Origin of the sequence: Exiguobacterium profundum (assembly GCF_042652865.1) — a bacterium.
GTDB lineage: Bacteria > Bacillota > Bacilli > Exiguobacteriales > Exiguobacteriaceae > Exiguobacterium > Exiguobacterium profundum.
The window spans coordinates 50021-75317 of record NZ_JBHSHG010000001.1 but is presented as its reverse complement, the minus strand read 5'-3'; the positions used below and the strand labels follow the sequence as shown (position 1 = coordinate 75317).

General features: G+C 48.3%; 17 protein-coding genes. 2 read left to right on the top strand and 15 right to left on the bottom strand.

Annotated elements, in window-relative coordinates; translation table 11 throughout:
• Positions 1-219: 219 nt before the first annotated feature.
• The 12 genes from ACFO4U_RS00405 to addB form a co-directional block, all read right to left on the bottom strand.
• Entirely contained in the window at positions 220-1059 is an 840-nt protein-coding gene (locus tag ACFO4U_RS00405; protein ID WP_159561891.1) for a phytoene/squalene synthase family protein, read from the bottom strand.
• Positions 1028-2506 (bottom strand): phytoene desaturase family protein, encoded by a 1479-nt coding sequence (locus tag ACFO4U_RS00400; RefSeq protein WP_215244155.1) that lies wholly within the window; start codon positions 2504-2506, stop codon positions 1028-1030. Before ACFO4U_RS00400 ends, ACFO4U_RS00405 begins: the two co-directional genes overlap by 32 nt.
• Positions 2503-3996 carry a phytoene desaturase family protein gene (locus ACFO4U_RS00395; protein WP_214691224.1) on the bottom strand — a complete coding sequence of 498 codons (1494 nt, stop codon included), beginning with the start codon at positions 3994-3996 and terminating at the stop codon, positions 2503-2505. The genes ACFO4U_RS00400 and ACFO4U_RS00395 overlap by 4 nt, the downstream gene beginning before the upstream one ends.
• 69 nt (positions 3997-4065) lie before the next feature.
• Positions 4066-5097 carry a class I SAM-dependent methyltransferase gene (locus ACFO4U_RS00390; RefSeq protein WP_074037653.1) on the bottom strand — a complete coding sequence of 344 codons (1032 nt, stop codon included), beginning with the start codon at positions 5095-5097 and terminating at the stop codon, positions 4066-4068.
• A 100-nt stretch (positions 5098-5197) separates the two neighbouring features.
• Positions 5198-5581 (bottom strand): YisL family protein, encoded by a 384-nt coding sequence (locus ACFO4U_RS00385; RefSeq protein ID WP_015880968.1) that lies wholly within the window; start codon positions 5579-5581, stop codon positions 5198-5200.
• A 113-nt stretch (positions 5582-5694) separates the two neighbouring features.
• A complete protein-coding gene (locus tag ACFO4U_RS00380) occupies positions 5695-8253 on the bottom strand; it encodes a sensor histidine kinase (RefSeq protein ID WP_214691225.1) in 2559 nt (852 codons plus the stop codon).
• Positions 8250-8612, bottom strand: a complete 363-nt coding sequence (locus tag ACFO4U_RS00375; RefSeq protein ID WP_015880966.1) for a response regulator — start codon at positions 8610-8612, stop codon at positions 8250-8252. The genes ACFO4U_RS00380 and ACFO4U_RS00375 overlap by 4 nt, the downstream gene beginning before the upstream one ends.
• Before the next feature lie 133 nt (positions 8613-8745).
• Entirely contained in the window at positions 8746-10617 is a 1872-nt protein-coding gene (locus ACFO4U_RS00370) for an ABC transporter ATP-binding protein (RefSeq protein WP_078146438.1), read from the bottom strand.
• Positions 10614-12338: an ABC transporter ATP-binding protein gene (locus tag ACFO4U_RS00365; protein WP_215244156.1), complete on the bottom strand. Its 1725-nt coding sequence runs from the start codon at positions 12336-12338 to the stop codon at positions 10614-10616. The genes ACFO4U_RS00370 and ACFO4U_RS00365 overlap by 4 nt, the downstream gene beginning before the upstream one ends.
• Positions 12331-12813 carry a MarR family winged helix-turn-helix transcriptional regulator gene (locus tag ACFO4U_RS00360; RefSeq protein WP_074037656.1) on the bottom strand — a complete coding sequence of 161 codons (483 nt, stop codon included), beginning with the start codon at positions 12811-12813 and terminating at the stop codon, positions 12331-12333. The genes ACFO4U_RS00365 and ACFO4U_RS00360 overlap by 8 nt, the downstream gene beginning before the upstream one ends.
• 169 nt (positions 12814-12982) lie before the next feature.
• Positions 12983-16600 (bottom strand): helicase-exonuclease AddAB subunit AddA, encoded by a 3618-nt coding sequence (gene addA / locus ACFO4U_RS00355; RefSeq protein WP_215244157.1) that lies wholly within the window; start codon positions 16598-16600, stop codon positions 12983-12985.
• A complete protein-coding gene (gene addB, locus ACFO4U_RS00350; protein WP_214691228.1) occupies positions 16578-20015 on the bottom strand; it encodes a helicase-exonuclease AddAB subunit AddB in 3438 nt (1145 codons plus the stop codon). Before addB ends, addA begins: the two co-directional genes overlap by 23 nt.
• A 158-nt stretch (positions 20016-20173) precedes the next feature.
• Between addB and ACFO4U_RS00345 the strand changes: the two genes are divergently transcribed.
• Positions 20174-20554, top strand: coding sequence for a truncated hemoglobin (locus ACFO4U_RS00345; RefSeq protein ID WP_015880960.1), 381 nt, complete (start codon positions 20174-20176; stop codon positions 20552-20554).
• A gap of 55 nt (positions 20555-20609) precedes the next feature.
• Positions 20610-20996, top strand: coding sequence for a hypothetical protein (locus ACFO4U_RS00340; RefSeq protein ID WP_015880959.1), 387 nt, complete (start codon positions 20610-20612; stop codon positions 20994-20996).
• A 28-nt stretch (positions 20997-21024) separates the two neighbouring features.
• On the opposite strand, the gene ACFO4U_RS00335 is transcribed toward ACFO4U_RS00340, so the two are convergent.
• From ACFO4U_RS00335 to ACFO4U_RS00325, 3 genes are all read right to left on the bottom strand, one after another.
• The gene (locus ACFO4U_RS00335) at positions 21025-21435 is read right to left on the bottom strand and encodes a hypothetical protein (RefSeq protein WP_074037659.1); all 411 of its coding nucleotides are present in this window, start codon (positions 21433-21435) and stop codon (positions 21025-21027) included.
• A 127-nt stretch (positions 21436-21562) separates the two neighbouring features.
• Positions 21563-24631, bottom strand: a complete 3069-nt coding sequence (locus ACFO4U_RS00330; protein WP_215244158.1) for an efflux RND transporter permease subunit — start codon at positions 24629-24631, stop codon at positions 21563-21565.
• An 86-nt stretch (positions 24632-24717) separates the two neighbouring features.
• A complete protein-coding gene (locus tag ACFO4U_RS00325) occupies positions 24718-25188 on the bottom strand; it encodes a competence protein ComK (protein WP_074037660.1) in 471 nt (156 codons plus the stop codon).
• Positions 25189-25297: the final 109 nt, after the last annotated feature.

Below are 25297 nucleotides of genomic sequence, written 5' to 3'. Positions count from 1 at the left end.
TAGTCCATCAAGCATCCTGTTTCGACGAAGATGTCCCAACTGATTCATTCCCCATGAATCCCGGCACATCTTTAGGGCTTCATCACAAACCGATTCATTCGTTTCCCCGATGAATGAATCACATAACGCTTACGCCACTTTTGGTCCCCCGCCAAAAGTGGTTTTTTTGCGTACAAAAAACTGTAGACGCCATCGAGCGTCTACAGGGAATCGAATCGCTTATAGTTTTGCCAACAACTTTCCTTTTTGTAAGGTCGATACGTATGCCCGCTTTGTGAAGACGTCATGTCGATTCGCACGTGCCGCATCAAGAATCCCTTCATAGAGAAGAGCCGCTGCTTGTACCGGCTTTCGACTCGCGAGTGGATACAGATGATGGGTTTCGCGTGCCCGTTCATACAAGAACTCTGCACGATTCGCCAACGCCTCCCATAGATCGATAAAGACAGGGGTCACTTCTCGTTGGTGTAACATCGCTTCACTCACACCGTACTGACGCATCATCGTACGGGGTAAATAGATGCGGTCTCGATTCAAATCTTCACCGACATCACGTAAAATATTGGTCAGTTGCATCGCAATGCCAAGGTCGATGGCACCTTGCCTTAGCTGACGTGTCGTCGCAGCGTCCTGATTTGGGACAAGGATCGGGAGCAGCATCAGACCGACCGTGCTCGCTGCATAATAGCTATACTGCTCGGTCTCTTCGAGCGTTTCATACCGCGACTTATGTAAGTCCCATTTCATCCCTTCCGCCAATTCAAAAAATGGTTCGACGTCCATGTCATAACGTTTCCACACATCACGAAGGGCAACCCATAGTGCTTCATCTTGGTCGTAACCAGCTAAAAAGCGGTCGAAGTCATGCAAGAATGCTGCCAAACTCTCTTCTGGACGGTCTGATTCATCGACCGCATCATCGAGTGTGCGACAGAAAGTATATACTGCCATGACCGCTTGACGGTCTGGTTTTGAGAGCAAAGAGAAGGCCCGGTAAAAGGTTAACGAGCCCTTCTTCATGATTTCCTCACATTGACGATACGCTTCTTGTGTCGTCACGATGCATTGCCCCCATTTCTTCTTCCATTTTTTTCACAAGTAATTGCGACCCAATCATAACGATGGGGACGCCACCGCATGGATGGACGGATGCGCCCACCGCATAGAGGCGTTCGATTTTCGGGAATGGTCTCGCTTGCGGTTTGAAGGCGGCTGACTGAGATAACTTTGGTGCAATCCCAAAACTTCCTCCCTCGAACAATCCGAATCGCTCAGCATCCATCGGTGTCCGGACTTTCATCTCGATGACGCGTTCACGGAAATCAGGCATGAATGCCTCGATTCTTCCTAATAGGTGTTCGATTGTCCCTTGTGCCTCAAAGTCTTCTCGTTCCAATTTTCGAGGAACCGGGACAAGAACATATAATACACTCGTTCCTTCTGGCGCGAGGGTTGTATCCATTCGCGATGGATTAAAGGTGTACATCGCTGGATACTCACTTAGTTTACCATCCTCGAAGATCGTACGCATCGATCCTTCAAAATCATTCGGTAAATCGAATTGGTGAACCGGTAAGTCGAGTTCGCCGTTGACGGTGAAATAAAGGAGTAACGTACCGCTTGACGGTTCATACGTCTTTGACGTCACACCATCAATCAGGCGCTCCATGAGTGGAAAATCACCGTTCACAATGACTGCATCATACGGTACATATTCGTCATTTACCGTGACTCCATTGGCCACCCCTTCCGTGACATGGACACGATTGACGGTAGCATTCATCTCGAAACGAACACCTCGACGCTTCAACTCTTGTTCCATTTTCGTCGCTAGCGAAAAATATCCTCCTTTTACATACCAGACTCCTTCTTCTTGTTCACGATAAGGAATGAGTCCATATAACGAAGGAGTGGCATAAGGATTTCCGCCGATATAGAGCGTTTGTAAACTATAGGCGACACGTAAACGTTCGTCTTCAAAGAAGCGTTTCATATTCGCATGAGCCGTCTCATATGCTTTTAACCGCATGAGAAGGAGAAGTAGTTTAGGCTCGAACAACTCCGCTTTTGAGGCATAACTACGATCTAAAAACGTATCGAAGCCAATCCGATACTCTTCTTTCTTTTGGGACATGTACTGACGGAAGGCATCTCCTTCGCCGAAAGTTCGTTCGATTTCTTCCGCCTGTCTCTCGATTTCCCGATATTTATAGAATGATGTCCCGTCTTGATAACGTAAGCGGTAAAGTGGATCGACTTCAATCAACTCCACTTCATGTTCAGGAAGACCCGCCTCAATCAGTTGTTGTTTCAATTTACTCGGCAATAAGACGATGGTTGGACCTTCATCGACTTTCGCCCCATTATCGAATTCAACGTAGTTCAAGCGTCCACCGACCCGGTCCTCTTTCTCATAAATCGTGATTTGAAGTGACGGATTGCGTTTCGTCAATAAGAGGGCGGCATATAGTGTACCGACCCCTGCTCCGACAAAGCTAATATTCATCGGCCGACACCTGCCCGGTCACGCAAAAGGTTCGTCGTGATCCGCGCTGATTCAAAGATGGTCGGCAGCCCACTTCCTGGGTGGGTCCCACCCCCGACGAGCCAGACGTTGTCGAGCTCTTCGAATTGGTTATGCGGGCGGAAATACATCATCTGCGATAAGTTGTGCCCTAGATTGAACGTTGCACCTTCATATACACCAAACGCTTCCCAGTCCTCAGGCGTCAACGCCTCCATCACCTCGATGTGTTGACGGATGTTTCGGTAAGGGGAACGTGTCTCAAGCGCGTCGAGAACGCGCTCTGTCATGGTCGCTTGTAACGTCTCCCACGGGAGGCCAGATAAATTGTTCGGCACCGGTACGAGAACGTAAAGCGATGACTTGCCAGGAGGCGCAAGTGTCGGGTCGATACGTGAGGCATTCTGTACATAAAACGAGAAGTCCTCGCTCAATTTCAATTCTTGTGTCATCTCTTTGACATTCAATTCATAATCGTCCGCGAAGTGAATCGAGTGATGCGCCACATCTTCGTAGACATGGTCGAGCCCGAGATAAAGCATGAATGTCGAGCACGAGTAACGCTTCTTCTTGAGTTGAGTCGGACTCCACTTCGTTAGTTTACCGTCTGGAACGAGCGACGTCATCGCATGTGCGAAGTCAGCACCAATCACGACTTCATCAAACGCATAATGGACACTCCCAGACACGAGACCGGTCACGTTTTGATCATCCATGAGAAGACGCTCTACCGGTTCGCCTAAACGAATGACGCCTCCCTCTTCTTCAATCACTTTCGCCATCGCATGACACAGCTGGTTCACTCCGCCAATCGGGTGATGCACTCCGTAGGCGTGTTCCATGTAAGACAAGATGGAGAATCCACCCGGACATTCCCAAGCGGACATCCCCAAATATTTAGCCTGAAACGTGAACGCATACTTCAGCTCTTCGCTCGTGAAGTACTCGGACAAGACGTCATAAAGCGATTTACCGATCGAGAGGAACGGTAGCGCCTTGAGCACGCGTAACGAGACATAGTCGGTAAGCTTGTCATGTGCGGTCTGAAGCACAGGCATCAATTTAGACAGTTTGATCGCCTGTTCACTCATGAACCGTTCGTAACCTTCGCCATTCCCTGGAAATTGTTCTTCGATGGCGCGATACATCTGATCACGATCTGTTGTCATCGAGAGTTGACGCGTCCCACGGTCGAAGTACAAATCATACATCGGCTCCAACTGCTTCATCTCGACATAATCATGCAGATTACGCCCTGTCTCTTCAAAAATTTCTTCTAAAATATAAGGCATATTCAAAAACGTAGGTCCTCGGTCGAACGCAAATTCACCTACTTCTAAGCGCGACGTTCTTCCGCCTACAAACGGTTGTTTCTCAAATACGGTGACGTCTACACCGCGATGCGCCAGTAGCATCGCTGCAGCCAACCCACCTGGTCCTGCCCCAATAACGGCAACTCTTTGTTTCGACACACTCAACAACTCCCTATGTGAATAGTCTCTTATGCTTCTCTATCATTATAGGAATGACGGGAGACAAGTTCAATTTTGAATCGGTTGATTGAGCAGGTTCGTCTTTCCTCGCTCAGCGATGACGATATACCAAGAACCTTCCGGAATGAATGGGATGAAGCGGATTTGATCAAAACCTACTTCTTGCATCTGCCGGCGCAATCGTGGAATGGTCGGAAGCGGGTACAGATTATCGTGGAGTGTCATGAACGCATTGAACGCGGAAGCGAATCGTCCACCGAGCGCTGTTTCGGCGAGCGGGGTCACGAGAATGGCGACACCCTTTTCTTCTAAACGCTCCCGTAGTCTCTCAAGCAACTTGATACGTTCTTCTGGTGAGAAGTAATACAGCATATTGTTCATCATCACCGCATCGAATTGCTCTTCTGTTTCCCAGTTCATGAAGTCAGCTACTTCGAAATGAATGTCGCCACTCTCGTCTCGCGAGCGTGCCTCTTCGATTACCTCTTCCTCTAAATCGATGCCTGTCAGTTCCCAACTCGGTTCGAGCGCTTGGAGTTTACGTAAGTAGCCGCCGTGCCCACATCCAATATCGAGCATCGATTCGACATTTGCCTGTCGTAAAAGTTGTTGCACGATTGGAAATGCGACCGTTTCGACGAGTGTCGATGTCTTCGCGACGACTTGACCGTGTTCAGCTCCATCAAACGTCTTTTGCTTCCCAGACTCTAGAAATTCCGGATAAGCGATTAACGCGGGGATATGAAGCTCCATCATTTCTTGAAGCATGAACCCGATGCTCCGTTCATCGTTACCGGATAATTGATATTTTAATCCACGCGTCGGATAGTAGCGCCAGCCTCTCTTTTTCAAATGACGGACGGCGACCCCGACTTCTAACCAACGCTCTAGCGCAAGTTGTGTCAATGGGCGTTTTAGACGTAAATTCATCTCCGCCATGCTCGCGCCACCTTGAAGCGCATCGAATAGTCCGAACTTGTAGCCGATATAGCCGTGCCATAAGGGTAAAAATGATTCAGTTTGTTTCATCCATTTCCGTGCGTGTAAAACTCGTGTCCATTCCATCATCTGTTGATCCATCGTTTCACCTCATCGTCGTAATTACTGATTTTTTTATTTTCCCCTAATAATTTGTGTACAAACAAAAAAATCCCACTTCGGTGTGCGAAGTGGGAACGTCTTATTGAATAAAGCTGTTGAAGAAAGATTGTCCATAAGGCAATGCATAGCCGATGAAAATCGTAATGAGTGCCAAGACGATAAACCCGCCAAATAGTCCGTTTGACGGTTTTTTCTTTTTGACTTTGACGAGCGTCATCTCACCGAAGATCAAAGTTAATAAACCGACCGTGATTTTCACGTGATAGAATGTCCCGCCACCATTCAACTGAAGGTAGAGATAAAGTCCTGTTCCGAATGCGATGAGTAACATGAGTCGAAACGCCATATGTGCGATCTTTCCACTCTTGTTGCCGTTCTTATAACCGATATAGGCCACGGCAAACAAAATAAGTAACAAAATCCAGCTCGTAACGTGCGTGTGCAAGAATGCAATCAGTGGCATTCAAATGCCCCCCTTTATGATGTTGTACAGTCTTCATTGTACACGAACTCTCTCCCGATTGGTCAAGCGAACGATTCTAAAAAATGAGCCATCCTCAAGGGATGGCCCATACATTATACAGGAGTCGTCTCTGCCTCTTGGACAGCGTACTCATAGCTTGGGATTTCAACGATGAACGTCGAGCCCTCATGCTGAATCGATTCTACATGGATTTGGCCGTTGTGACCACGGACGATTTCCTGACAAATCGGTAATCCGAGTCCCGTACCGCCGATTTCACGACTGTCGGAGTTGTCGACACGATAAAACTTATCAAATAAGCGATCGAGCGCGTCACTTGGAATCCCGATTCCTTCGTCCTTCACTTTAATGGACACGATTTGCTCGTGATGCGCAAGTTCGACCGTGATTTTTCCACCTCTTGGAGAATACTTCACGGCGTTCGACAATAGATTACTCATCAACTGTTTGAACTTCTGGCAGTCGACGAATAATTCATATGGACGTGCATCATCTGCAATCAATTCGAATTCATGTTTCAACGACGATGCCTCATAGAACGTCAACATGTCTCGGACGACCGGCTCGATATCAAGCTGTTCCCGGTCATACATTTGACTACCGGATTCCATTCGTTGCACATCGAGGAAGTCGTTGACGAGATGTGTCAGACGCTCCGTCTCGGAGTGAATGGTCTCCAAGTATTTAGCTTGTTTTTCATTCGGCAACTGTTTTTTGACCATCAATTCCGTGAATCCATAGATGGACGAGAGCGGCGTACGCAGTTCATGCGAGATGGTTGAGATAAACTCACTCTTCAATCGCTCCGCCTCTGTCTCACTCGTGATATCTCGGAAGACGAGAAGCGTACCTTTTGAAAGTCCGCCGACAATGATGCGCTCTGCATACATCTGCAAGTTCATTTCGCCCTTACGAATCGAGAAGCTTACACTGTCATGTGGGAAATCTTCGGTGAACAGGCGATTCGTATACTTCGTAAAGTCCTCCGCTTGATCGACCGTTTCAACAAGACGATTCCGCCATTCTTCCCACGTTTCTTCTTCAAGGTCTTGTGAACTGACGTCACTTAACTCAGGGAACATCTCATAGAGTGGACGGTTGACGAACACGTCATTCGTCGAGTGGTCGATGTAGACGACCGCTTCTCGAATCGAATCGAGAATTCGCTCCGTCTTTCCTTTCTCACGTTTCATCTCTTCAAATAGACGCATCCGTAAGAGAGAAAGCGAGAGCTGACGAGCGAATGACATGATGTCGCCCATCTGGGTTTGGGTGAAACGATCTTTGTATCGGACCAGATAGATGAAGGCAATGATTGAATCATCTGTCGGGTCATGGACCGGTACCGCCGTCTCAAACATATAGTACGGATACGGGAGCGGATGGTCGCTCGCGACTTGTTTCGACGAGTGTACCGTCGTCTTCAATGTCATCGCGCGCGTCAATACGGAATTTTCGCTATCGAGCAACTGACGAGACAACGTATCGTTCAAGCCGTGGCTCGTCACGCGATACGTACCCGCTTCATCCACGAAAACGAGTGCACCGACCTCTGAATCTGTAATCGTGACCAGTTTCTCAATGATTTCCGGATAGGCCGTAAGCGAATCGCGTGACGCTAACGTCTCCGTCAATTCATTCCGATACGCGAGGTGTTGCTCGTTTTGTTGCGTCTGTTCTAAAATTTCTTCTAGTTCTTGTTGCTGTGCCTGCAATTCTTCTTGTTGGGCAATCAATTCTTCTTGTTGCGCCTGTAGTTCGTGGTTCTTCTCAATCAAATGACGTTCGTTGTCACGAAGTGTCTCAGCCATCTTATGGAACGATCGAGACATCGTCCCAATCTCATCTTCTCGTTTCATCTGATCGCTCAAATCAACGATTTCCCCTTTTAACAAGCGGTTCGATGCGATGGAAAGTCGTGAAATCAAACGTGTTTGACGGCGTAGGAACGGCTGGACAAACAATAAGATCAATACGGCGAACGAGGCGATGCTCATGATCCACAAGAATTGAAGCATATTGTTGTTCTGTCGCCATTCAGCGTAGACGGCCTCTTTTTCAGATGCCATCAACTCACGATATTCTCCGAGGGCAGACTCTACCTCATCAATCGGTCCGAGGATGTCGATTCCACGTTGTGGATTAAATTGGACGAGTCCTTGATCAATCAAGCGCTGAGCCGTCGGCAACTCGGCAATCGTTTGAGCATCGATAAACGTCTCTGTGACTTCCCCATCTTGTTGCGCTTGGGCATATTCATACGTCACCGGAATGATCACATCATAGTAAAAGTCGTGGAACTGCTGAAGATCTTCTGCGAACAGCTCACCTTGACGCGTCTGGACTTGTGTTTTGAACCAATTGATTTCTTGTTGAAACTTCGCCTCGTTCGCACTTGAACGTTCGAGCGACGCGGTGTCACCGAACAAGAGATAGCCTCGTGTATCATATTGGTCAGCCTGCCACTCATCCCAAAGCGTAGTCAAACGGTTAACGCGTTCGTCTAACTGACGTAATCTCGCTTCATTCGCCTCTAAGCGGTTCTCGATGTAGACATATGTCAATGCCGATCCGACCAACGCAATGACGAGGAAGGAATAAAGGACGACCATGATGTCGCGTCCGAGTTTTTGTTTAAACCACCTTTTCACTTCACGATGCCTCCTATGATTTTGACGAGTTCAAGTGGGCTGAACGGTTTAGAAATGAAGTAGTCGACACCAATCTCGTTCGCGCAATCACGGTCAGATTGTTGGCTTTTCGCCGTCAACATCATCACTTTCGTCTCTTGCCGCCCTGGTAACTTCCGTACTTTTTCAATCACTTCAAGCCCTGTCATGCCGGGCATCATATGATCCACAATGACCAAATCATATTCATTTTCTTCAATCAATCGATAGGCCTCAATTCCATCTTGTGCCTCGTCGATGTCATATCCTTCATCTTCTAATGTATCCATAACAAGCATGCGTAGCACTTCTTCGTCTTCCGCAAGTAAGATTTTAACCATAATTGTTCCTCCATTTTTTATCCCATTTTTTTATTTTAACGGATTTGTAATTGTTACACAAAATAAAAAGACGTACGAAACTCACCTCGTACGTCTTTTGCCTAATCACATTGCCCCAAAACCTGTATTCTAGTTATACGACTTCTTTTTCAGCGAACTGACTATTGTAAAGTTCTTCATAAAAACCACCAGCTTCAAGAAGCGATTCATGTGTTCCTTGCTCAATGACCCGACCTTGGTCCATAACCAAAATCAAATCCGCATCTTTGATGGTCGATAAACGGTGAGCGATGACGAAACTCGTCCGCCCGTTCATCAGCCGTTTCATCGCCTGTTGAATCAAAATCTCAGTACGCGTATCCACACTCGACGTTGCTTCGTCTAAAATCATAATCGGTGGGTTCGCCAATACTGCTCGCGCAATCGTCAGTAACTGTTTTTGACCTTGTGAAATGTTATTGGCCTCTTCATTCAACACGGTGTCGTATCCGTCTGGCAATGTTCGAATGAATGCATCCGCATGCGCCGTTTTCGCCGCGTTGACGATTTCCGTCTCAGTCGCACCCGTTTTCCCATAGGCGATGTTATCACGAATCGTCCCGTTGAATAGCCACGTGTCCTGTAAGACCATTCCGAACGTATGTCGCAAATCTTGTCTCGACATTTTACGCGAGTCTTTCCCATCGATGAATATCTCTCCACCATTCAACTCATAAAAACGCATGAGGAGATTAATCAACGTCGTTTTGCCGGCGCCTGTCGGACCGACGATGGCCACCGTTTGGCCCGTCAACACATCGAGATTCATATCTTGAATGAGTAGGTCGTCGCCGTATCCGAAATCGACATGACGGAACGTGACATTTCCTTCGGCACGTTCTAATTGATAGGTCGTCACATCTTTCACTTCTTCTTCTTCATCCAGCAGTTCAAATACACGTTCCGCCGCGGCAACCGTCGACTGGACGATGTTTGCGATATTCGCTGTCTGGGTGATTGGTTGGGTGAACTGACGTGTATATGTGATAAACGCTTGAATGTCCCCGATGGAGATGCTGCGCTGCGTGACCAAAATACCGCCGACGACACTAATCAATACATAGCTGATGTTCCCGATGAACATCGTCATCGGCATGATGATTCCGGAAATGAATTGCGCTTTCCGTCCTGCATCGTAAAGCTCCTCATTCACATCGTCAAACTCACGCACAGCTGTCTCTTCCCGACCAAACGCTTTGACGACCGCGTGCCCTGTATACATTTCTTCCACATGGCCGTTCAGTCGTCCAAGGTGACGCTGTTGATCGGAAAAATATTGTTGCGACCGTTTCAAAATCGGACGAATCGCAAAGATCGTGAGCGGAAGGGACACAAGAGAGATAACCGTCAACAGAGGACTGATCGACAGCATCATAATCAAAATCCCAATGATGGTGACGATGGAAGTAATGAATGACGTGACACTCTGTTGTAGCGTACTCCCAATCAAGTCGATGTCATTCGTCACCCGGCTCAATGTCTCCCCGTTCGAGCGTCCGTCATAATACTTGAGCGGAAGTCGTTCTAACTTTTTGTTCACGTCTTCGCGCAAATCATAGACCGTTTTTTGGGCAACACCGGACATCAAATATTGTTGCACGTAGTTGAATAGACTACTGATGACGTAAAGGCCAGCGAGGAGCGACAAAATTTGTCCGATTCTCGTGAAATCAATTTCTGCCCCTGGCACACCTGTAAACTTCGCATATGCCCCTTCAAACAGTTCGGTGATGGCGATTCCCATGATTTTCGGACCGGCAATCATAAAGATTGTACTTAAAATCGCCGCGACAAACACAGCAATCAACGTGTTTCGCCGTGGTTTCAAATAGGCAAGCAAACGACGGAACGTGACTTTGAATGCTTTTGGCTTTTCGCCCATCATCATCATATTTCCACCGCCCGGACCTCCTGGACCGCCGTGTCCCCCATGAGTTTGTCGCGTATTTGCTTGTTTCTCACTCATGCGATTTCCTCCTCAGACAATTGCGATTTCACGATTTCTTGATAGACCGCATTCGTCGCAAATAATTCCTCATGTGTCCCGACTCCGGCAACGGCTCCATCTTCTAGAACGATGATTCGGTCGGCGTCCATGATCGTGCTGACACGTTGTGCAACAATCAGTACCGTCGCATCTTTCGTTTCTTCTTTTAACGCTTTGCGAAGGGCGGCATCCGTTTTAAAATCAAGTGCCGAGAAACTGTCGTCGAATACATATAAATCCGGTTTCCGAACGAGAGCTCGCGCAATCGACAGACGCTGTTTTTGACCACCCGACACGTTTGACCCACCTTGTTCGATCACAGCCTCATATCGGTCTGGCATCTTCTCGATAAAGTCACTTGCCTGCGCGATGGATGCGGCATGAACGACTTCTTCCACTGTTGCCTCGGTCTTCCCATATCGAATGTTCTCAGCAATCGTACCTGTGAACAGCAACGCCTTTTGTGGAACGAACCCGATTTTCGAACGAAGTGCCTCTTGTGGAACTGCTTGGACATCAACACCATTCACGCGAATTGTCCCCGACGTCACATCGTAAAATCTTGGAATCAGATTGACGAGTGTCGATTTACCTGACCCCGTACCCCCAATCACCGCTGTGACCTCACCTGGATTCGCTGAAAAACTCACATCGGATAGCGCTGGTTCTTCAGCACCCGGATAATAGAAGGTCACGTGATCAAATACGAGTGTCCCTTGCTCAATGTCCGCAGTCTTTGTCCCGTCATCAATCAGTGAAGGTTTCATTTCGAGCACTTCGTTGATCCGGTTGGCAGACACAGAGGCCCGAGGAACCATGATGAACATGACTGATGCCATGACGAGCGCGAACATGATTTGCATGACGTATTGAATGAACGCCATCAAATCTCCGATTTGCATCGCACCGTTATCAATCCGAATCCCTCCGAACCAAATGACGCCGACAACCGTCAAGTTCATCACGAGCATCATGACCGGCATGAGGAACGCCATGATTTGGTTCACTTTGATTGATACGTCCGTCAACCGTTCATTCGCTTTCGTCAATCGAACCTGTTCTTCTTTTTCACGGTTGAAAGCTCGGATGACACGGATACCCGTCAGATTTTCTCGGAGAACAAGATTGAGCCGATCCAATCGATTCTGTACCTTTTTAAACAACGGCATCGCCTTCCAAAAAATGAGGAAAATCGAGATGACGAGTACCGGCATTGCGGCAACAATGACAAGAGACAACGTCGCATCCTTCGAGGTCGCCATGATCAATCCACCGACAAACATGATCGGCGCACTCACAACCATTCGTAGCATCATGATGATGACCTGTTGCACTTGCGTGATGTCGTTTGTCGTCCTTGTGATGAGCGAAGCCGTCCCGACACGATCGAACTCTTCAAGCGAGAAGCGTTCCACATGATTGAACACACGTCTTCGTAAGTCACGACCAAATCCCATCGCCGCCTTTGAAGAATAAAAACTGGCCACAATAGCAGCAAGTGCTCCAAGTCCCGTCACACCAAGCATGATTCCGCCCATTTGCCAAATGTAGCCGGTATCGCCCGTCACGACCCCATTATCGATAATGTCCGCCATCAACGTCGGTAAAAATAAATCTGCTAACGACTGCGCGAACACAAACAATAAAACCATCAGAACAGCCCATTTATAAGTAACGAGACGTTTCAATAACTTAATCATGTCGACACACTCCTTCACAATCTGTGAGCCCTTCATTCAATCCATCCGCAATATGTTGATGGGCTGTAAGCATATGATGATACGTATCCTGATCGAGACGAGACAAAATTTGATTCAATTGATATTCCGTCCCTTCTTCTTGTCGCTCAATCTCCTCAATCAAGCGTTTACCTGATTGGTCAATGGTCAACACAACTTCTCGCCGATTATCCGGGTTGATATCCCGACGAATCAATCCTTTCTCCACGAGACCATCTAATGATTGACTTAACGTGCTCTTTGGCATTCTCGTTCGCTGAACCAGTTCCTTTTGCGTAATCGCACCCTGTTCATTCAACATCATCAGACCGTGCAGTTGAGGTAATGTGAGATCGTTTTGTTGCGCCGTCTGATGCATGAGACGAATCAGGACACGCTGCACACGCCAAAATGATTGCATCATCTCCCGTGCCCGATTTGTATTTGTCTCGGTCATTCTTATTCACTCCTTTATCGTTCCGAATCGAATTGTTCTAAACGGAACAATTCTTTATATAAAATAAATTACTCCTCTCCAACTCGATTGTCAACGAAATCGAATGTGAATTTGCACATAGAAAAAGAGCGATGTCCTATAGCTGACATCGCTCTTCATTTATTCACATTTATTTAGTCGACATGGTCACGATTTCCTGCAGATCAAGCGAATAAATCAAAGTTCGCTCGACCCGAATATTCCAGATCGTCTCAATCGCCTCTCGATATAATTGTAGTTGAATCGCATATCGATCTCGCAATCGCTCATGTGCCTCTTCCCGGGAATCGGATAGATGCGTGACAGCATCCGATTTATAATCGAGAAGCACATACGAATCCCCATCGAAATACAGACAATCGATAATCCCTTGGATCAAGACATGCTCATCCGTAAAGTGTCCATCCGGATTGACGCGTTCGGCCGGCACCGTGTAGGTGAAAGGTAGCTCTCGCCATGCCGTCCCTCGCTCTAGTGCACCAGCGAGCGCTTGACCGACTTCTGTTTGGAAAAACATCTCGATATCCGGGATGGCGAGGCGTGCCGTCTCTGCCTCGATCGGACTGAGCATCCCTTGCATTTCCCATTGATTGATTTGGTCGACAATCGGTTGGTTCGGGTCAGCCAGTTGGAAAATCAAGTGTAACGTCGTCCCGCGTTCCGCACCGGTCTGTTTGACTTGACGCCATTTCGGTTCCCGATAAGGGGTATCGACCGGACGTACCGGATCTTCGAAAGCGGCCTGTTCGAGTTGCATCGCCCGCTTCAGTTCGGTCACCGTCTGTTTCGCCGCCGTACGTACCGCATCCTGTGCAGGGTATTCGTAGGTCAAAGCTTGTTGTACGGCACGAATCGTCTCTTCTTCATTTTGAATCGGAAAATCGATTGCTTCAAATCGTTGGACGTGGTGCAACTGTGCCATCATCTCTTGTAGAGTCGCAATCTCCGCAAGGTCCGCTTCTCCGATGACACGATAAATCCATGAAGTCGATTCTTGGAAAGTAGAGGGAACCGTGAAGCCGAATGATTCGATAAACGAAGTGGCACTCGGAAGGCGTAAAAGCGCCGGTGCAATCCAATCGAGATACGTTTTTGCCTCTCGCCTCGCCTCACTCGCCAATAAACCTCCAGATTGACCGACCTGAAGCCACTGCTGAAGGTGTTTGAGTGGTTCGCCTACCGTTCCCACGAGAATCAATTTTTCTTTCGCACGTGTCAAGGCCACGTAAAGCACGCGCATCTCTTCTGCTTTCATCGTCGCATCTAAATCTCGTCGAATCATCTCTTTCACGAACGTCTCCGATTTCGTACGTGTCACGACGTCAATCGCATCGAGTGAGATGCCGTACTGTTTGTGGAAAATGACACGTTGCATTTGATCGCGTTTATTAAATTGTTTTCCGAGTTGGGCAACAATCGTGACCGGAAACTCAAGTCCTTTCGACTTGTGCACGGTCATGATACGAACGACGTTTTCCTCGTCCCCGAGCGACCGCGCCTCTGACAAATCTTCACCAGTATCCTGTAGTCGGTCCATCACACGTAAGAAGCGATAAAGACCTCGATAGCCACTACGCTCATAGGCTAGGGCCCGGTCATAAAGTGCCTTCAAGTTTTCCTGCCGCCCTTTTCCTCCAGGTAATCCCCCTGAGAAGTCATAAAACCCGGTGTCATTGAATAACTGTTGAATCAATTCCGACAGGCTATGATTTCGTGCATAAGTACGCCAACGGGAGAGGCGGTCAAGCATCTCGCCACATTTTACGCCAAGCTCATCATCGTCATCCGCTTTCGCCTTGAGCGCCTCATAGAAAGAATCTTCTGATTCAAGTCGAATCCGTGCCAACTCGCTATCATCAAAACGGAACATCGGGGAGCGCAGCGCACCGGCAAGTGGGATGTCTTGAAGTGGATTATCAATCACTTTCAAAAGTGCCAGGATCATCCGAATCTCGGTCGCTTGAAAATACCCGCCATCCGAGTCGGTGTAGGCCGGAATATTGTACTGTGTCAAAATGTCCATCAATTGCTCCACACGTTCTTTTTTCGAACGAACGAGAATCACGATATCCCGATATTCACAGTTTCGGAGTTGACCAGTTGATTCATCCGTCACTTTAAACGGTTCGTCTCCCGATACGAGTTCTAAGATGCGAGTAGCGATCGCCCGCCCTTCTACTTCTTGCTTCGATAACTCACGACTCGCGCCATCGACTAAAATAAACTCAGGGTCCGCCGGAATCGGTTCATACTCACGTCCAGGAACAAGTTGTGCCGCCTCATCATATGCGATTTCGCCGACCTCTTCGTCCATGAGCTGGACGAACAAATCATTGATCCCGTAGAGGACTTCGGAACGACTTCGGAAATTTTGAGAGAGGTCAATCCGTTTCCCTGTGTTCGCCTGTCTAAAGCGTGTCGCCTTATCGATGAAAAGACCCGGTTCTGCATGGCGGAATCGATAAATCGATTGTTTGATGTCGCCCACCATAAATAAATTCCCGATTTCCTCTCGTTCATTTGCGACCAGGTTGATGATTGTTTCTTGAATCTCGTTCGTATCTTGGTATTCATCAACGAGTACCTCAGCGAAACGTTCCTTATAGAGCGCTGCAACATCGGACGGTCCCCCATCTTGTCGTAAAATGGCGAGCGCATAATGTTCCAAGTCACTGAAGTCGACAAAGGCACGGTCGCGCTTCGCCTGCTCATAGGCTTGGGCGAACGCACGGACGGTTCGAACGAGTGTTTCAACGAGCGGTTGTTGCATCGAGACGCTCTCTAATAAGTCCGCCCCACTGACCCGAGCCTGTTCGACCGCTGCTGTCAATTTTTTCTTCGCTTGGTCGTAAGCCGGTTTGAGGATCTCGTGGTAAATCTGGTGCTCTTCTTTCTTCGGAACAGCCTTCATCGTGCCAAACTTCATCGCACGAGCCGCCGTCTCGAGTTCACTCCAGACAATGGTCTCCCCTTCAAGTTGTTCGAACGGAAAAATTGCTTGCCGGATGTTTTCAGACTGTGGCTCATACCCAGCGACCCGAAGCTCCGCTTCAAGTTTCCGAAGATCTCGTACGGCTTTTTTGATGTCATGCCACAGCATTTGTCCAAACTCAATCAGGATTGCTTCCTCATCAGGATCTTCTCCGAACGTGTACATGGATACGAGATGATCTAAATAAGCATCAGGGTTTGGGAGAGTACGCGCATAGTGATATAAGCCAAGAATCAAATCCTCGATTTCGCTGTCACCCCGGTCTGACGTATACGCATCGACAAGAGCGAAGAAATCGGTATCTTGTTTCCCGTACTCTTCCTCAAGCACTTCTTCTAAGACGTCATCCTGCAAGAGGACGAGGTCTCGTTCTTCCGCAATCTTGAACGCCGGATCCAAATCTAACAGGTAGTAGTTCTCACGAATCACCTCTAGACAAAATGAATGGATGGTCGTGATGAGCGCCCGGTTCAACATTTGTCGCTGTTTTCGGACATATTCATTTGTCGGGTCGTCGCGCAACGCCTCTTCAAGTGCCTTTGCGATTCGTCGTTTCATCTCTGCCGCTGCCGCGTTCGTAAAGGTGACAACGAGCATCCGGTCTGCCGTGAGTTCATCCGTTTCGTCAAGCAATCGACTAGACAACCGCTCGACAAGAACTGCCGTCTTTCCGGACCCTGCCGCAGCCGAGACGAGCACGTGACTCCCTCTTGCTTCAATCGCGGCGAACTGATCATTCGTCCATTTCACGGTCATCGCCTCCTAACTCCTGAAATACCTCTTCTTTCTCGAGCTTCTTCAATTTACGAGGCGCATTCGAGAGCGCTTCGTCAAAATGACAGACACTCTGATACGGACACGTCTGACACGGGCGCCGTTCTTTATATTCATAAGGTTCTACGTCAATTTTTCCTTTGTACATCTCCTCGGCACTCGCTTTGACGACGTCGAACGCATGGTCCATCAACTGCTCAAGTTGAGGGGGCGTCACAATTTTCTTCAAGGTGTTGGCGTCAGGCGTACCATCTTTTTTATATTTGACCGGAATGACAATTGATTTTTTGGATGAGCCTTTCGCCGAGCGGTCCATCATCTCTAAAATTTCCGGGTCATCTACTAATAGCCCTTGCATCTGATACGACTCCAATACTTTTTGACGCGTTTCTTCTTCAGAACTAGCAGGTGGAACGAGTGGTCGGTGCACGTGGAAATAGAGCGCCGCAGCAGGTGCGACGTTCTCTTTTGTCCACACCTCTGCCTGCTCAATCAATACCTTCAAATAGATGAGCATCTGCATCGCCAGACCGTAATAAATTTCTGCAAAGTCGACTTCACGTTTACTCGACTTATAGTCGACGATTCGGACGTATAGCTGGTCGTGGACCATCGCAGTGTCCACACGGTCGATTCGACCGACTAGTTCACATGTCGCCCCGTTCGATAATGTGAACGAAACGGGTGGAAATTGTCCGCTGCCGAACGCGAGTTCAAACGCTTCCGGGTCAAAGCCGTCTCGTTTGGATTGTTCAATCAACACTTCTGCCGTCTTACTGACGACGTCCGTCAATTTTTTCTTTAAGTAGGCGTAACGATTCGAACTCATCAAGATGGCATGCTGAATCTCTGGGGTCACGAGCTCGACCGCCTGCTCCGCTAAATGGGAGCACTCGTCAGGAGTGACATCTCGCCATTCCTTTCCGTCCATCTTCACCGTCTGCGACATATGTTCGATGGTCCGGTGATACAGATTCCCGATATCCGGGGCCTCGAGTCGATACAACCGTCGTTCCTTCAGACGCAAGCCATAACTTGCGAAATGTTTGAACGGACAGGCTTGGAATGTCTCGAGACGTGAGACACTCGCCCGAATCGACGGAGTATATAAGGATTTTGCGACACGATCATCCAACGATTCCGGGATGTTTTGATAGAAGAGCGCGCTCGTCAACAACTGGAGACGTTCCCGTCCATCCGGATGCTTCAACAGTTCATTATAGACAGCAAACCACATATCTTGAATCGGATAATGACGACTCAACCGCTGAAGTTCAAGTGCCGTCACCGCCGCCGTCTGATTCACATTCGTCAAGAAGGCGAATTGATCACGTGGTCGGTGCTCACCTGCTTCAGCAAAATGAGTCTTGATGACGTTTTGGTGAAGTCGCGCCTTCAAGTCAGCGATAAACCGCGCCGGCTGAACGGCTTTCCCCGTTCTGTCGACTAGTGCGTAGCTAATGTATAAACGCTCGCTCGGTGCCGTCACAGCTTTGTATAGGTAATACGTTTCATCATCGAACAAGTGCTCTGTCGCCTTACCGGCACGAAGTCCATTCTCATGCATGAAATCCAAATCTTGATCGGTCAACAGTTTCGACTGTGTCGTGACAAGAGGAATTTGATCTTCATTCGCTCCGAGCAAGAAGACGACTTTCTTATCTATCAATCGACCACGCACATAATCCGTTATCGTCAATTGATCAAGCGAAGGTGGGATCAAGGCATAGCGAAGACTATCTAGTCCGGTGTCCATCATCTGGAGGAATAAGTCCGTCGACAACGTCTCTTCCGGAGCTGCGGCTTCTAGCTGCTCGAGCAAGTGCAAAACCGCGTCCCATACTTGAGTATGCTCACGCGCTTCGAGTAGTTCCGCCTCTTCAATCGCCTCATCGCGCCAGTGCGTCAGACAGTCTGATACACCGACACGCTCTAGAAAGGCATACATGGCGTGCGTATAAGCCTGCATCGTCTTCGCCTGTTTTAAATCTGATAGAAATGGATCAAAAGTTTCGATAACACGTTCCCGAGACCGATTCAGCTCAGCCTCAATATCGAGTTCTTCGCTCGTGAGGCGTGCTTCCTCCCCGGAACGACGACGCAACTGCCATTCGTCGTGCCAATGATAATGTTTGATCCCCCGTTCGATAACGAACGCTTCAAGCCGGTCAACGGACGTACGACGATGTACCGGATCGAGGACGACGAGTTCTGTTTTAAGGGCACGGAATACGGACTCTTCTCGATATCCACGTAGAGCGATGTCAATCGTCGCTTTCAACAGTTCGACAAGCGGGTGGTCGAGCATTGGTTGCCGTTCATCAAGGAAATAGGGCAGTCCCATCTTTTGTAGCGCCTGAGATGCCAAATCACCATATTCGTCGAGTGAACGCGATACGAGTGCGATATCCCGATAACGATATCCTTCTTCACGTGTCAGACGAATGACTTCTCGAACGGCCGCCTCCACCTCGACGGTTCGGTCGACTGCGGCATGTAAATCGATTCGGTTCTCTGAACCAGTGTAAGGTTCCGCCGTCAATTGGTCGAATGTAGCCTCTAGATAACGGAGACTCGGATGCGTATAACGATAGACGGTATCATACAGCTCGTCTCGAGAAGGAATCTGCCGTTCTGTCAACAGTTCTTTGAAACGCATGAGTGTCCGCTGCGTCGGTCCAAACAATGGATTTAGACGATACAAGGAGATAGGATCGATTGTCAGCAATACATCGACATCGACCTTCTCTGCAAGTGCAACGAGCACCGCCAACTCCTGCTCTGAAAACTCGTTGAATCCGTCCACATAGACACGCACATCCGTCAAATCTGTTTCCGGAAGGATTTGCAACATGACGTTGAAATAGTCTTCTGCATGAAGTGACTTACCTTCCGTCATCTTTAAAAATCCTTCATAGATGATGGAAAGGTCTTGTAACTTCAAAGCACGGTGCTGCGCCTGTTCGCTTAACCGCAACAAGTGCTCCGGTTCAACAAGCCCTCGCTTCAGCATCGAGATTAATTGGTTCAATTCTTCATAAAATCCGAACTGATTCATCGTACGGCGGAACAAGGTCAATCGTTCTTCGCTCATCTCGACGACCCTTCGTAACAACAAATGGGTCCCCGTCTGGTCTAAGAATTGATCTGTCGCTACACCGGCATCTCGCATCATCAAAAAAGCGAGACGACGCATCGAAAGGACTTGAATGCGCGTCGAACCATGCAAACCATCGACTGTCGCCATTTTCTTTTCCATCTCAAACGACATCTGGTCCGGTACGATCACATAAATCGTCGGCCCGCTCGGGTTTTGTTTCAGTTCTTGAATGACCTCATGGATCATTTGTTCACTTTTTCCCGTCCCCGATCGACCAACGTGAAAGGTCACTGTCATTTTAGCGAACACTCCTTCCCTTTTTTCTTCATTATGAACCATCCCCAAGCATTTGTAGAGGGAAACCTCTTCTACACCTTGTCCAAAAAAGTAACAGCCTACATCATTCCCTTTTTCGATTGAAATCGATTAGACTGAACGTATGAGGGGGAATATATGTGAGTGCCTATGAACAATTTGGAGGCGAACGTGGTGTACAACAACTCGTTGACGCGTTCTATGACCTCGTCTATGCCGATCCAATTTTACTTCCACTATTTCCGGAAGATCAAGATCGAGTCAAACAGCACCAATTTGAATTTTTAACACAGTTGCTCGGCGGTCCAAAGTTGTATTCGGAACGTCGTGGCGGTGGAAACTTGGCGATGATTCATCATGAGCATCCCATTTCTGAGACACATGCCGGCCATTGGCTTGGATGTATGGAACAGGCGCTCAAGACCGTGGATGCCCCAGAATCGATCAAACGTCAGTTATTTCAACGGTTGATCATGTCATCTTCGAATGTCGTCCGTGTTTGTTCGCATCATTTTGAGTAGTCACAACTATAAAAAGTGGGTATGATAGGAAAGTAAGCAAAGGAGGTCGTTTCACATGACAGAAGAAGAAAAAAAAGAAGTCGTCTCATCTGAGGAAGAGACGGAAGAAAAAGAAGAAACGGTAGTCCTCGCCGACGCGCTTGATGAAGCTAACGAAGCTGCTGAAGCAGAAGAAGATGAGGACGATGATGAGGATCAGCCGGAAGAGAAGAACATGGACCACATCAAAGGCGTCTTCAACTATGATCATGAAAATGGTCGTGAATACCGTGTCGTCTTTTACAACGATCGCAAAAACTTAGTGTTCCGTGAACTCGGTAATGGCAAGGTTGAATTTGTCGGCCGCTTCTCGGATGATGCATACGATGAAGAGAATGAAGCAGAAATGCGTGAACTCGGTCAACGTGAACTCGAGCGCATCCTCGCTGAACGCTTCAACTAAAAAAATCGCCGAAATTTCGGCGATTTTTTTAGTTCTTCTTATTCCGCTTCTTTTTGCGAAGTGCATAGGCGACGCCGGCAATCCCACCGACGACCGCGAGTCCAGCAACGACCGGAACGAGAACACGTTTCGTTGGAATCATCTCTTTCACACGTTCATATGGCGTTGGTGTCGAGAACTCTAATTGTACGGCTGTATCACCATGTCCATGAGCCCGCGCTTTGCGTGATGCATCCGTGACGACCACACGTCCCGTTGTCCAGCGACGATTGCCGTATTCGTCTACGTACGGACGACGTACACGTTTCACATCACGTACCACCTTCCCACGTGCGCGATCTGGTCGGACGACGCGTTCACTCGACCACGAACGGCTCCCAGTCACACTGTACGCTGGTCGTACTTTGCGGCGATTGAGCCAAGTATATGAATCGTTCATCTTCAATTCCCTCCCATACTGTTCAAAACCTCTCTTCTAATTATACCCATACAACATCACCCAAAACATGTGACAAATGGTTCAAAAAAAGATGTGACACCATACGGCATCACATCTTCAAGCTAAATCATTCTGTAAATGGTTTGTCCTTATGACGACGTTTCGCCAAAATCAGGTAGTACGCCGGGACAAGGACGAGAGTCAACACAGTTGAGAATAGAATACCCGATACGATGCCGATCGCAAGCGGTTTGAAGAGCGGGTCTTCCCCAAGTGCGACTGGCAAGAGGGCAACGACTGCCGTGAGCGCCGTCAAGAGAATCGGACGGATCCGAGCGCGCCCTGCTTCGTAAACGGCGGTCGTGACCGGTAATCCTTCACGAATGCGTTGTTCGATAAACTCGAACAGGACGACTGCGTTCCGAACGACGATTCCCGCAAGTGAGACCATCCCCATCGATGCCATGAAACTGAACGGTGTCTGTGTCACGAACAATCCGACGACCGCTCCAGCAATCGCGAGATAGATTGTGAACAAGACGAGTAACGGCAACGAGAGTGAATTGAACTGGAATGCGATGATCAAGTAAATCAAGAACAAAACGACGACGAACAATGTCGCAAGTTCTAAGAAGAACTCGTTCTGCGTGTCGCTCGCACCGGACTGGTCGAACGTGATTCCTTCATCTTCTAACCCCGACTTCGCGTCATCCAACACCTGCTCGACATCTTGTTTAAATGCCTCTTCATCCGTGCCTTCGCTTGCATAGATTTGGAGTGTGACCGAGCGCTCCCCGTTCTCACGAGGAATCTGTTGAATTTGTTCCGTCGTCGTCTCCGTCACGAACGTACTGAGTGGTGCAACAGGTGGACCTGCTTCTGTTTCGACAGGAACTAAAATCTCGTCAAGGGCAAGTGCTTCGCGGTTCGCCTCTGCATCAATGACGATTTTCACGTCACGCTGCTCTACCCCGTCATCGAATGTACCAATTGGAACACCGTCTGTGACGAGACGAATTTGATCACTGATTGTTTTAGCCGTCACGCCGGCCTGTGCCATTTCCTCACGATTCAATTCGTATGTGAGTGTTTGGAACGGTTCTTTAATATTATCGAGGACGATTGCCTCGTCAATCTCTTCAAGGTCAGCCTTCACTTGGTCACGTGCAGCCACGAGCTGATCAATCGTCTCGCTCCGCATCGTGAATTCGACAGGTGCCGATGCCGGCGGTCCTTGTTGTTGCGTATCTAGGAAGATTTCGGCATCTGGATAGTCTTCACGCAACACGTTTGTATACTTATCAATCAATTCGATGGCATCGATTGACTCGTTGTCGACACGAACGACCACTTGTCCCGTATTTTCACCAGACTGATCGAGTCCACCTGTGAATAAACCAGGAAGACCTCCACCTGCGAAGACGGATGTTTCCACGACACCCTCTTCTTCTTTGAATCTCGCTTCAATTTCTTCAAGACGTGCCTCCGTCTCGTCCAAATCGGTTTGAACGGGGAAGGTCACGCTGGTCACGACTTCCGGACGGTTCGCGGCCGGGAAGAATTCAAACGGCGTGAGTAAAATCAAACCGTACAATGCCGTCGTGATAACAAATCCAACAATCCCAAACGTCCACGGCCGCTTCGCGACACTCGGTAAAAGGCGGTCGGCGTAGAAATTACTGAGTCGGTTGAGCGGTCCACCGAGCCAACCTGGTTCACGTTTTGATACTTTCACTTCTTTACGATTCAAACGATACTGCGCGATCGGTACGAGCGTCAAACTGATGACCATCGAGGCCAACACAGAGAGGGCTAGCACCGTCGGTAAGGCGCGAATAAAGTTTCCGTTTGCGCCCGACAGCAAGGTGAGCGGTAAAAAGGCGAAGACAACTGCGAGTGTCGACGTGACAATCGAGCCCCATACCTCTTTCGTTCCTCGTACTGCCCCAAGCATCGCTGAGTCTCCATTCCGATACCGTCGTAAGATGTTGTCGTTGACGACAATCGCATCATCAACCAAAATACCCAAGGCGATGATTGCACCGATAATCGAGATTTGGTTCAAATCGACCCCAGTAAACTGTAACGGGATCAAGGCGATCAAGAATGACAACGGAATTGCCAGACTGACGATAATAGAGCCAGAGAATGTTAGACCAATCGTCGTCACGGCAATAACGGCGATAATGGCGACAATAAATTCACGAGTCAACGATGAGAAAATCGCATCAACTGCTTTCGCTTGTTCATAATAAGGAACGAGCTCAAAACCATCTAAGTCTCCAAGTTCTGTTTCGACCACGTCATTGACGCGGTCTTGCATCGTTGGAATATCCAAGCCTGATTCAATCGGAACTGTAATCGAAACAGCCGGCTTTCCGTCTAATGAAACGAGATCGGTTTCACTTTTCGCTGTCTCTTCGACCGTTCCGACGTCTGCTAGTAAGACAGGTGCCCCATTGAATGAGCCGACGATGACTTGCTCCATGTCGTCTACATTCGTCAAGTTATCGATTGCTAGTTGATAAATCTCCTCTTCAGTCGATTGACGTCCGAGCGGTGTCGTCTTGTATTCTTCGTTAATGGCCGTTAACACATCAGGAAAGGCAAGTTGACGTGAACTCAGCTCTTCAGAATCAAGTGACACAACATACTCCTGCTCTGGTAACCCTTTGATCGTGACTCCCGTCACGCCATCCGTTCGCAAAAGTTTCGACTCTAATTGTTCGATGTCTGATCGAACATCCTCAAATGATCCACGATCGTCTGCTGTCAATAAATACGATGCGACAGGTAACTGCCCGAGTGAATCATTGACCGTTGGCGCAAGCGCGTTTTCAGGAAGTTTAGGTGTCGCATCCGACAACGCTTGTCGAACGTTCGCCTGAAACTCTGCCTGATCGGTTCCATCCGCATACTCGACCGTGATGTTCGAGAACTCTGAAGCCGAAATCGACGTCACGTTCTCTACTCCTTCTAAACTACGTAGTTCCTCTTCTAACACGCCGGTAACATTCCGTTCAACCGTTTCCGCTGTCGCACCAGGATACGGTGTTTGAACGAGTACGATATTGATCCCGGTTTCAGGAATCTCACGTTTAGGGAGCTGGAAGAACGTCAGCACACCCACGACGATTGCGACGAGAAGAAACACGATAACCAGTTTCCCTCGCTCAATCATTTTTTCAAAAAACATAAAAACCCCTCGCTTTCGGATGATGTGCAAATACACATATGATATCTCTTCTTCATCATAGAGGGGTTTGTCATTGAATTCAATCCTTAAGCGTGTTGCAATGTGCTGTCATGGAAACGTTTTTGAAAAGCGTACGATAATTCGATTGACCGCTGTTTTTGTCTAGACACGGTATGGTCGGACACGTGTACCTTGACCGATTCCCCCGTCAAAAACTGAATGAGTGTCTCTTTACCATCTCTCTTGATGGCCGTCACGTGTTGAAAGTTAATCCACGCACAATCCGGACTTTCTTTGGCAATCGTCGGAAAGAAGACGGCATCCGCATGCCAATCCATGACGACCGGCGTCTTTCGATGTGGTCCGAGGACGTGTCGCGCTGCCTCGATTCGACCTTGAATGCTCGACCCGTAGTATAGACATGCATGTTCCAATAAGTCGATTGGCGACCCCTTTACCCGCATGACGCCTTCCGGTTGATACACAAGTGTCTCCGCTTCGCCAAACTCGTTAAATACAGGAATTAAAGCTCTCGTTTCATTGGTCAATCTGCTCATCTTTTCATCCCCCATAACGTATGTAGTGACTTACATGTCATTCATACCAGGATTTGATCCGCCCCGCAAATCGGCTTTCGTCTATTTCCCATGAAAAAACCAGCCGTTT